This window comes from Rhizobium sp. 2MFCol3.1, from assembly GCF_000377565.1.
Taxonomy (GTDB): Bacteria; Pseudomonadota; Alphaproteobacteria; order Rhizobiales; family Rhizobiaceae; genus Rhizobium.
Genome location: NZ_KB898385.1, coordinates 20,889 through 30,956, shown reverse-complemented (window position 1 = coordinate 30,956; position 10,068 = coordinate 20,889). Strand labels below are relative to the sequence as shown.

The window sequence follows — 10,068 nt, the reverse complement described above, 5'->3', positions numbered from 1 at the left end:
CTTGCGACCTCATCGAGCAGAAACAATGCGCGCCCTTTGATCGCTCCATCCCGATTGTAGATTGCGTTGAGGAGGGAGCCGATGATGACGCGCGCGAGGCCAGAATGGGTCTCCAACGTCTTAAGGTCGATGTTGATGAAGACGTCGGTCTCGCCATCGGCCAGCGCCTCGGTGGAGAAGTTCGAGCCTGACACCAGCGCGCCGTAATTCGCATAGCTCAGCCAGTGCGTTTCCTTGATGGCATTGGCGTAGACGCCGGAGAATGTCTCAGGCGTCATGTTGACGAAGGCAGCGACATTCTCTTTGACGAACGCGGACGCTGAATTGTCGTAGATCTCCTGCAGGCGCGCGCGAAGCTTTGGCTCGGGCTCCGACAGATTGGCACGAACCTGCCTTAAAGTCTGGTGCTTTGCGTCCGTGTGGCCAGATAGACAAACGTCTGATATCATCGCGGTCAGTAGCTGTAGTCCGGATGAGCGGAAGAAGTCGTCGCGGACGCCAGTCGCGCGACCGCTGTCGCTCATGATCCACGATGCGACGGCCGCGATATCCTCTTCCTTGGTGGCGCCGTGACGACCGATCCAGTCGAGCGCGTTGAAGCCAGAACCAGCGTTCTTGGGGTCGAGAACGATGACGCGTCGGCGCGCCTTGCGCCGGTGCTCCATAACCATCGGAGCCACCTCGTTGGATGGGTCGAGCACGACAAGCGAGCCGCCCCATTTGAGCGCCGTTGGCACTGTAACAGACGTCGTCTTGAAACCACCTGAGCCAGCGAACACGATCCCGTGGGACGAGCCGAACGAGCCGTCAAAACACAACAGCGGCGCGGAGCCACCCTTGCCCCAGGTCGCGGGCTCGCTAGGTCGAAACGACTTTGCTGCAGGATCGTCCCGGTCGACACGATAGCGCTCGCCAATGACGATACCGCCGGTTTCCGCAAAAAGCTTCTCCGCGTCCTGCATCGTCATCCAGTCCGCCTCGCCGTGCAGCGCGCGCTTGCCCCGGATGCGTCGCGGCTCGCTTGGCGAAAAGGCCGCATTGCCCATCCTGGCGACGCGCAGGGCGAAGAATGTGGTGAGCAGGGCTGCGCCCGCTCCTGCGATGGTCGAAGGATCGACATAGGACAGAAGCGTCCTTCCCGTGGGGACCTGGCCGGCAAACGCCAGCAGGCGCGATCCCTCCCTGATCGCTGCGACGACGATCACGCCGAGGCCGCCAGCGGCGACACTCCAACCAGTCGCCTTGACGTTAATCGACCCCCTCGTTCCGAACAAAAACATCAGCCCGCAGGCGCTGGCGAGCGCATAGGGTAATGCCAGCCCGATCCGTCCGAGCATCAGCCTTGCCTGATCGGTCGTTCCGAACGCGGCGAGCCACCGTTCGATGCCGGGGAGGATTGAGCAAAAGGCGATCATGGCAACGGCCGGAATGCTCGCGGCCAGAAACTTCTTAGGCATCATCGGAAAACGCTTTCGCACCGAGTTCACTCAGGCGGGTTCGCTCCGCCTCGTCAGACTTCATCCGAGCGCTGGCATCGATCAGAAGCCCGAGCAGCAGCGCACGTTTCTCGTAGCGCAAGCCCGCCTTGACGATCAGGCCGCCGAGCTCGATCTTTTCCCGCGCGTCCTTCTTGCGGGCTTCGGTCGCTGTCATCTTTTGCATTCGCTCAAGTCTCCGAAGATTGGCCCGCAGCCTTGCCAGCGCCGTTCGGCGGCGTGGTCGCAGGCTTGTGTCCCTGGACGAGTTTCGTTCCCGCGCGAAACCGGCCGGCGACCTCCTCAAAAGCCGACAGAAGATCAGCCTCTTCCACCTCGATCTCTCCGACCCCCGCACGCAGCGCGATACGCCCGATGCGCTCGGCGTCACGTGTCTCGGCCTGCTTCAGCTGCTCCTGCAGGCGAGTAATCTCTTCACGGATTTTGGCGGTTGGCCTCTTCATGGGTTTCGCGTCCTCGTGGCTTTCAGACCGATGAAACTGAAGCTTGCCCCGAATTTTCCCTCGCTGGATAGGTGCAATGTTGCACCTCGCAAAGGCGCCAGCCGATGTGTACCCGCCGATTGAGGCGTGCAAGACGCCACAGAAAGGGATCTCAGACCTAAGTCGGATATACGGAACAAATACCGGGCGATTGCCTTTTCCATCCATCAAGTGAGAAGAGGAGAATGGAAATGAAGCGAATTATTCTTGCAGCGGCAATGAGCTGCATCGCTGCCTCGGCCTACGCCGATGGCGCCGTCACCGGAGCCGTTGGCGGCGCCGCCACAGGTGCCATCGTCGGTGGTCCCGTCGGAGCCGGTGTCGGCGCGATCGTCGGTGGCGTTGCTGGCGCGACGATCGATCCTCCGCCAGCCGAAGTGGTTACCTACGTTCAGCAGGCCCCGGTGCCGCAACAGCCGGTAGTGGTTCAGGAGCGGGTCAAGGTAGGCGTAGCACTGCCCTCTGATGTCGTCGTGACGCCCGTTCCCGAAAATCCGCAATATGGCTACGTCATCATGGGCCAGGAGCGAGTCATTGTTGAACCGCAGACCCGCAAGGTAGTCCAGGTCATTCAGTAGTGGCATTCGGTCGGAGGAATTACCTCTGGCCGAATGATCGCAGGCGCCGGTTTACCCCGGCGCCTGTTGCCTTTGGAGGGCCGCCGTTCAACGCAGCTTCATCGTGGTGCGCTTGTTGTTGATTTGCTCTCATCAGAAGGGGAAAATTGGCCGTCAGTCGTCGGACCGACCCTTACAGTTGCCGGCAGCGTATGGGCGTCGACTATCTTTTCCTTGACCGGAGCGGGCGGCCGACGCTTGGGCTCAAGATAAGTAACGCGCTTGCTTGGTCGGATCGTCGGTGGTCCGCGACGGACGCCACCGACGGCGCCATAGGGCAGCCGCTCAGTGTGGAGCTAAGCCTTTGTGAGTTCCAATTTAAAGCCGATTGATTGACCGATGATCCTATTTCTACCGGAAGGCAGACCCGGAACCGGGAATAAAGAGCATTTTATGTCCGTCTCATCTATAACAGGAGGCTCGTCATGACTGACCGCCAAGAGACGTCTACCATTCCCTTTACGGTGAATATTTCGGTCATCGCCCTCGTCGTATTCCTCTGCGGTGTTCTCTATTTCTTCGGCTACGCGATGTCGGGTGGCACTCCACAGATCAGTAAGAGTGTAGCGGGCGCCGAAGTCATCGATTCAAGAGATGTCCCAAACTGAGTGCGCGCGACAGCCGCGGCAGTCACTTAGGCTCCTGAATTTTGCAAGTGTTTCCGATCTCTGTCGGCGTCGGTCTGCTCGATAAGACCGGGAGCGCGTTCTGTGGTCTCGTCGATCACGACATGTTCCTCCAGACGGCTTTCGTCGGAAACTGAGATTGCGGTCGACCCGCAGATCTGCGACTAGAATCCAATATCAAAGACCATCACTCTGTCTCAGTTCAAGAAAAGGGAGAGTGACGAAATGGAAGTCATAGATATTCGCGTGCCGTGCACAGCCGGCGAAGAGGCACTGCTCAACGACATGTACCGGTTGCGGGCCAGGATTTTCCACGGACGGCTCGGCTGGGATGTCGAGTGTCAGGATGGCCGCGAGTTCGATCAGTTCGACCACTGCGGGCCGACCTATATCCTCGTCCTCGATGAGCAGGCAAGGGTCGTTGGGTCGGTCCGCCTGTTACCAACGAATGGCCCAAATATGTTGATGGATGTGTTTCGGCAATTGCTGGAGAACGGGCAACTCGCCACCAAACCGACGATGATCGAGAGCTCGCGTTTCTGTGTCGACACAACCATGCAATCGAGCCCGCGGGGCGCAACGCATGAAGCTACGTTTTGCCTGCTTGCAGGCATTATTGAGTGGTGTCTGCGCAACGGATGGACCGACCTCGTGACGGCCACGGACCTTCGCATGGAGCGTCTGCTGAGGCAGCGCGGTTGGCCAATGACAAGACTAGGAGAACCTCGTTTAATAAACGAGACAGATAGCGTAGCCGGTCGCTTTTCGATCAACCGCGATACCTTCGAGTTGTTACGACCGGTGTCTTATCGTTCGCGGCTTTCATCGACTAGCCGCCAAGCGGCCTAGCCTAGATAATGGTTCGCCACGTCGCGGCGAACCATCAAGACGGTGAGACCTCGGCATACGCCAATCAGACCAGCCGCATTGCCATTGCGACGCAGAGTGCCTCCTGCAGGTTCCTAACTCCCAATTTTACCCTGACGTTATCGAGGTCAAACCTGACGGTATGGAATGAGTAACCAGTTATCGACGAGATTTCATGCATCGGCATTCCAGTTGACGCCCACCGAACAAACACTGCTTCGCGATCCGTCAGGCCGGGTTTGCGCATCATGGTCGGATGTGGGGAGTTTCTAAAGCGCTGGTGCAGGAAGGCCACTGCGGTCGCAGCCAGAGCAATGTCAGACGCCGCGATATCATGTAGCGGTGCTTTCGACGATGTCGCAAATGTTAGCATGGCGACCTGACCGTATCCCGTCGTGATCGGAATTGTCAGCCCGCTTCGGATCCCAAAGTCGGATGCTTCGTCCCAGAAACCTCGCTGATCAGCGTTGGCGAATTTTCGCTCCGCATCGACAGACCATCTGAAAATCTGCATCAGGCGCTTTCCCATCGTGATGATCGGATCAACGATCATGTAGGAGCGATCGAAATAGAGCGACTGCCACTCAGCCGCGTAGTTTGAGATCGCAAAATTCTGCGTGGTTGCGGCGCGTAGGCTGAGATAGGCAAAACTATCATAGCCGTTTCGCTTGGCGACCCGCCCGATAGCCCTTTGAAGGGCGGGTTCGGACCCGCTCGAGAAAGCACAGTCGATAACGCTTGCAAGTAAGGCCCGTGAGCTCATCCCATCTCTCCCAGGTTAGGACACGGTGACAGGACACGGTCGAGCGAGCTAAAAAAGATGCAGCCGGCGCACACGTTCGACCGTGTCAGTGATGCCTTCTCCGGCTAAATATATTTATTTTGATATGAATATCGTCGGTCAGGGAGAGCTTCAACACGTGCGCGAAGCCGTAACAAAACTTAACAAATCCCAAGCAGAGGCGTGGTGTTAGTCCCATAGCACATCGGCGACCAATATGTATCCTCCAAGCCGGACCGTCTTAAGCAGTGTGGGACTATTGCTGTGCGGTTCGAGCTTTTGCCTCAGCCGACTGACATGCACGTCGATCGTGCGTGTGACTGGACCCGCAAGCCCGGTGTGTGTGAGCGAAAGGAGTTCTTCACGCGTCATGACGCGTCCAGGATTTCGACAGAAGGTCAAGATAAGATCAAACTCTGTCGAGGTGAGATCGATAGTTGTTCCCTTCTGGTCGTGCAGGACGCGCTCTCGCGGGTGAAGGACGAACTCGCCAAAACGAATGACCGTGGGGTCGACACGAGAGCTGATCGCGTAAGCGGTACGCCGCAACAACGCCTTTATCCGAGCCTGACATTGCGACATCGCAACAGAGGCAGGAAAACAGTCGTCGGCTCCGATGTCGAAAGCCATCTCGATCATATCTTCGCGGTCCCCCGGAAGAATGACGATCAATGGAATGTCGCTCGTTTCGCGGACTTGCCCGCACAGTTGAATACCAGACTCAGCGTCGCCGGACGCAACGACAATGACCAGATCAACGCGGGCAGAGATCAGTAGGCGTCTGAGCTTGGGGATTGAAGACAGCTGAATAACATCGAGCGACATGGCTCGAATGGTCGAGGCCAGATTGTCATCCGGTGCTGAACTTTCCAAGGTTAGCAGAGCGACACCGACACGCGGGCCGGCGCTTGAAGGGGCGTCATCCAATGAGGCTTCCAGTCGGTACATCTACCAGTCACAGTAACCGGTGCTGTACCTATAGTTGCACTCATGGCAGCTGGCGCCAACTCTCAGATTTGATAGTAATGAAGTGGCGCAGCCTATTAACTATCCCGAACGCCGCCCTCACGTTCTTCGAGCGCTAGTATCTTCGTCTGTCGCCTTCCAGGGCAGCCAACCTTGTACAGGTGGCAGCCGGCGCATGAAGAGGGCTTGAACCTTATATTCTCGGTGCCCGGGACATTGTGCGACAATCGCGGTTCGGGGTGGTCTGGCCTTTTGCACATCGTTGATCTCTCCGTGATCTGGTCTGCAATGGATCGTGGCCTGGACGGTGTTCAGACACCAATCGAGATCGGCAAGTATTCATCTGGGCGCGTTATCAGTCTGACGTCCGGTTGGTTCGAGTTACTGAAGATCGAAAAATGTCGCGATCGAGTACGACCGCTGCATCTTCTGAGAGCCGCTTTTCTGCCATACCTGGTCGCTGTCGGTCGGGCGAAGACGATCAACTCAATCGGTAAGCCTCCTTGATGGTTGCTGACAGCGAAATGGACGAAGGCGTTATCCGGACGTCCACTCGACAACTGTCGTTGGGCACGACCGCCGACGGAGGCCCTTTCATGGTGGCCTCAGTGGAAAGCGGGCGCTCAGATCTCGGTTTCCGATCACTGCACGATAGTCAGGAGCGGGGGGTGGCACTTTGAAGGGTGTGGTCTGTCCGACTTTCTTTCGTGACATCGATACAATTCTTAATCCGCCGGTTGCAAAGAGCGATTGAACCACATTTGACCTCGTGAGATCGTTGGGCCATCTGTTCAACACACGAGCCAACACAACAAGCCATGCGACCGACAATAATTATCGGATCGCGGGAGCCTGGCGCATTTTCAGCAGTCGTCCAGGCCCTCGAGCGATCAGGGCTAAACACAGTCTTTTGTCGAATCGCGCGAGATACCGTGGCCGCCGTGAGGCGGCTTGACGTCGACGGTGTTCTGATCGACGCCTGCCTACCCGCTTCTCTGCTGGCCTGCCGTGAAATTCGCGACAGTCGAACCTCAACTCGCCTCCAGCTCGTTGTCGTGGCCTCTCGGCTAGCCGGTAGCCAGCGTCGAACATATCGGAACGCCGGTGCCAACCGGGTGTTCACCGCGTCCAGCGCCGCGCGCCAGATCGCGTTTGCCTTGGCTCCGCAGCGGCGACAGGTGCACCTCTCCTATGGTGGAATCTCACTCGATCCAGCTGTTTGGCGCGTCTGGCATAACGGCGCAACAGTTGAGCTTCCTCGCATCGAATTCATGATCCTGGATCTTTTCCTGCGCCACCCGGGCCGCGTGTTCTCTAGGCGGGAGATCATCGCCAGATGCTGGCCAAGCAATATCTTCGTGGACCCACGAACCGTCAATGTTCACATCGCCACGCTGCGCAGGCTCCTCGGACCCGGGTTTCACGGCAACCCGATCCGCTCGGTGCGTAGTCTCGGTTACGGGCTGGCCGGTCCCCCAGATGGAGGTGGCGCGTCGTGACAAAGCAAAAACTGGACACGGCGATTGTCAACGGACAGATCGTCACCGGAGACGGTGTAACCGAGATTGAGACCGGCAACGTTTTAATCGGTGGCCAAATGATCCTGGACGTTATCGCGGGCGTGATCGATCGTCCCACGAATGCGCGGGTAATCGACGCCACGGGCTGTACGATCCTGCCGGGAATTATCAACGCTCATGCCCATGGATGTACGGTTGGACCGACCATGCCTAGCGGATCGCGCGCCTTTTCGCCAAGTGTTATCGAATACCATCTTAACCGCCATCTCTTGTCGGGCACGACCACGCTTCTCAATGTGTGCGGGCTTGCTCTGACCGATGAGATCGCGACGACGCCTATAGATCATCCCCTCGAGGTGGCGGTCTCGACAGCACATACGCCCGCCAACCTCGCGGCCGCAATCACCGTCGATGGTACAGGCCTGGGTGAACGCCATAAACAAATGACGATCGAAGCCATGGTCAAGGCCGGTGCCAAGGCTTTAGGCGAGGCTGGCGGTGGCCAGACGCTCGGTGGTGGCGCCCAGGATTACCGCTTCATTCCTGACGCAATTTACAAAGCGACCGCCATCCGCATCCATCCAAATCTTGCCCGCGCGCTCAAAGAGGCGGTTGTCGGTCGTAAACTCGACCATGCTGTTGCCGATCTGAACGCGGTCGATGACCTGTTGCATGGATCGGTGCTTCAGTCTGTAATCGATGCTTCAGCGCTCGCTGAGCTCGTGCGCGCCACCGTCATGCCACCCGTATCGCTCTCGTTGCAGGGTCTTGCGGAGATCGCCGAAGCCTCCAGTCGTCTTGAGTTGCCAGCGATTTTCCACCTCGCGACGCCGACGGCGGAAACGCTGATGCGTCTGGCTCTAACTTATCCTAAGGCGCGGATGATCGCGGCTCACAGCAATCATCCGTCGTTCGAGGCCGACGAATGTGTCTCCGCGGCGAGAGGTCTTCGCGCGAATGGGGTGACCATCGACGTATCAACGCTCGATTGCATCTCTACGCGCTGGCGAAATTCGCCAACGAACCTCGACCGTCTCGTATTGGAAGGACTCGTCGACACACTATCAACGGATTTTGCCGGTGGCGACTGGGACTCAATTCTGGACGCAATCAATCGAATGGTTCGGCTCGGCCATTCCAGCCTTGCAGGGGCCGTCGCCCTTGCCACGGGAAACGTTGCCAAAGCTCTGCCGGAACTCGCATCGGACAGAGGATTGATTGCGCCTGGACGGCTTGCCGATATCGCGATCGTTGAGGGGCATAATCTTTCAAGGGTGAGGCACGTGATCAAGAAAGGCAGGATCGTGGTGCGCAACGGGGACATCTGCGGCCGCCACGAACGGCGCTAGCAGCGTCGAAGACCCCGAACGCGCGCTGACGAACTTGGCCAGACGCTTGCCGTCGACGTGCGTAAGCAATCAAGACGAAGTTCAGCCCAGATGGCTCTCTCGTTCGCTGGCGACCGTCAGAGCCGTTCGAGCGCCTGTGTGATTGGGCGCAAGATCCACGACGCTCGCATAATGCCGCGGTTCCAGCCATCGCCTGATCAAACGAAGGCGTGCTCGCCTAGCATGCCCTCCTTCAACAGTAACCCGCTACGCTACCTTCGAGCTGTTGAGACTGAAATGCAGTTTCGGTTCAATAACCCAGACCATCGCGCTCGCCCTGTGGCCTTAAATTCCACGGCATCTTTTGTTGTAGCGCTGAAAGAGCCCAATAAGCAATCCTGAGTAAAGGTGACTGCGCGTCTACCTAAGATCTTCACACTGACGTGAGAAACTCTGTTCGACGAAGTAAGTTTTATCAGCGGTTGGCAGCTGCTTTCAACCGGTGCGACGATGGTCTGACGCCTCCTCAGACTGAAGTCGGAGATCCAACTTTTTGTGGAACTCAAAGACCTGTGGGTCATTTAACTGCGGTCTGATAACCCGAGGTAATGCCCCATGAAGAAAATCATCCTTGCTGTCGCTCTCGCTTTTTCGTCCATCATTGCTGTCCCAGCGGCGTCTTACGCAGATACCGTCGTCATTCGTACTGATAACGGTCCTGGCCTGCACCGCGGCTGGGAGCGTGGTCACCACCGTGGCTGGGATAATGATCGGAGAGCCCGCATGGTGCGAGACGACTATCGTCGCCATCGCTCTTGCTCCACGAAACGGGTTGTAACCTATCGTCATGGTGAGCGAGTTGTGCGGACCACCAAGGTTTGCCGCTAACTGACCCTAAGGTCGCCTTAAGGAGCCGGAAAGTGATCCTTTCCGGCTCCTTCGACGTGCCACTCTGGCTACCGGGTCCGCTCCCGTATTCGCAAGCGTATCGAGGTGGCGTCTAGTGAAGCCGTTGTGGAGCACGACAAGACGAAGTTTCTTAGACCAGAACGAGGCGGACGAGCCTTCACCTTCGCGCCGTCGCATACACGAGTACCCTTTTAGCTCTAATGTCAGCATTGGTAACCCAAAAGCTTAACCCGCCCCCCGTCGAGCTTTCCGATGACCAAGACCAAGATAAGCCATCAACTGGCGAGGATTCTCGAAGCGCCTAACATCGCCGATCTCGACCACAAGGCGACCACGGTCATGAATGCAACGCCGTGCATCGCTTGGTAGGCGGACACGACCGGTGCCATCGACCAGGATGCCGCGGTCTCCACCACCGGCTTGCTCACGCGATCAAGATGCACACCGGTACGCTCGATGGCCTTGCAGTATTTCGC

11 protein-coding genes are annotated in these 10,068 nt (G+C 57.8%); 5 read left to right on the top strand and 6 right to left on the bottom strand.

Annotation, left to right across the window (positions count from 1 at the left end):
• The 3 genes from D460_RS0131640 to traC form a co-directional block, all read right to left on the bottom strand.
• Positions 1-1,460 (bottom strand): type IV secretory system conjugative DNA transfer family protein (locus tag D460_RS0131640; RefSeq protein WP_018902635.1); only part of this gene is annotated, 1,460 nt, incomplete at its 3' end.
• On the bottom strand, positions 1,450-1,662 hold the full coding sequence (gene traD / locus D460_RS0131635) for a conjugal transfer protein TraD (protein ID WP_018902634.1): 213 nt from the start codon (positions 1,660-1,662) through the stop codon (positions 1,450-1,452). The genes traD and D460_RS0131640, both read right to left, overlap by 11 nt.
• A 4-nt stretch (positions 1,663-1,666) precedes the next feature.
• Positions 1,667-1,939, bottom strand: coding sequence for a conjugal transfer protein TraC (traC, locus tag D460_RS0131630; RefSeq protein ID WP_026283753.1), 273 nt, complete (start codon positions 1,937-1,939; stop codon positions 1,667-1,669).
• Between the two features lie 230 nt (positions 1,940-2,169).
• Here traC and D460_RS0131625 point away from each other — a divergent pair, with 230 nt between their 5' ends.
• From D460_RS0131625 to D460_RS0131605, 3 genes are all read left to right on the top strand, one after another.
• Positions 2,170-2,556: a DUF1236 domain-containing protein gene (locus D460_RS0131625; RefSeq protein ID WP_018902632.1), complete on the top strand. Its 387-nt coding sequence runs from the start codon at positions 2,170-2,172 to the stop codon at positions 2,554-2,556.
• Positions 2,557-3,020: 464 nt separating this feature from the next.
• Positions 3,021-3,203 (top strand): hypothetical protein, encoded by a 183-nt coding sequence (locus tag D460_RS0131615; protein ID WP_018902630.1) that lies wholly within the window; start codon positions 3,021-3,023, stop codon positions 3,201-3,203.
• Positions 3,204-3,446: 243 nt separating this feature from the next.
• Positions 3,447-4,070, top strand: coding sequence for an acyl-homoserine-lactone synthase (locus D460_RS0131605; RefSeq protein ID WP_018902628.1), 624 nt, complete (start codon positions 3,447-3,449; stop codon positions 4,068-4,070).
• 64 nt (positions 4,071-4,134) lie between these two features.
• Here the strand turns inward: D460_RS0131605 and D460_RS0131600 are convergent, their stop codons facing one another.
• Both D460_RS0131600 and D460_RS0131595 read right to left on the bottom strand, forming a co-directional pair.
• A complete protein-coding gene (locus D460_RS0131600) occupies positions 4,135-4,851 on the bottom strand; it encodes an autoinducer binding domain-containing protein (protein ID WP_018902627.1) in 717 nt (238 codons plus the stop codon).
• A 207-nt stretch (positions 4,852-5,058) separates the two neighbouring features.
• Positions 5,059-5,796, bottom strand: a complete 738-nt coding sequence (locus D460_RS0131595) for a response regulator transcription factor (RefSeq protein ID WP_018902626.1) — start codon at positions 5,794-5,796, stop codon at positions 5,059-5,061.
• A 971-nt stretch (positions 5,797-6,767) separates the two neighbouring features.
• Between D460_RS0131595 and D460_RS0131590 the strand changes: the two genes are divergently transcribed.
• A complete protein-coding gene (locus D460_RS0131590; protein ID WP_018902625.1) occupies positions 6,768-7,334 on the top strand; it encodes a winged-helix domain-containing protein in 567 nt (188 codons plus the stop codon).
• Positions 7,331-8,704: an amidohydrolase family protein gene (locus D460_RS0131585; RefSeq protein WP_018902624.1), complete on the top strand. Its 1,374-nt coding sequence runs from the start codon at positions 7,331-7,333 to the stop codon at positions 8,702-8,704. Before D460_RS0131590 ends, D460_RS0131585 begins: the two co-directional genes overlap by 4 nt.
• Before the next feature lie 1,113 nt (positions 8,705-9,817).
• On the opposite strand, the gene D460_RS37020 is transcribed toward D460_RS0131585, so the two are convergent.
• Positions 9,818-9,916, bottom strand: coding sequence for an IS110 family transposase (locus tag D460_RS37020; RefSeq protein ID WP_245267853.1), 99 nt, complete (start codon positions 9,914-9,916; stop codon positions 9,818-9,820).
• Between the last annotated feature and the right edge of the window lie 152 nt (positions 9,917-10,068).

Excerpts from the sequence above, each read along its gene's own strand:
- D460_RS0131605 (WP_018902628.1), top strand. The coding sequence starts at position 3,447 with ATGGAAGTCATAGATATTCGCGTGCCGTGCACAGCCGGCGAAGAGGCA.
- D460_RS0131600 (WP_018902627.1), bottom strand. The coding sequence starts at position 4,851 with ATGAGCTCACGGGCCTTACTTGCAAGCGTTATCGACTGTGCTTTCTCG.
- D460_RS0131615 (WP_018902630.1), top strand. The coding sequence starts at position 3,021 with ATGACTGACCGCCAAGAGACGTCTACCATTCCCTTTACGGTGAATATT.
- D460_RS0131625 (WP_018902632.1), top strand. The coding sequence starts at position 2,170 with ATGAAGCGAATTATTCTTGCAGCGGCAATGAGCTGCATCGCTGCCTCG.
- traC (WP_026283753.1), bottom strand. The coding sequence starts at position 1,939 with ATGAAGAGGCCAACCGCCAAAATCCGTGAAGAGATTACTCGCCTGCAG.
- traD (WP_018902634.1), bottom strand. The coding sequence starts at position 1,662 with ATGCAAAAGATGACAGCGACCGAAGCCCGCAAGAAGGACGCGCGGGAA.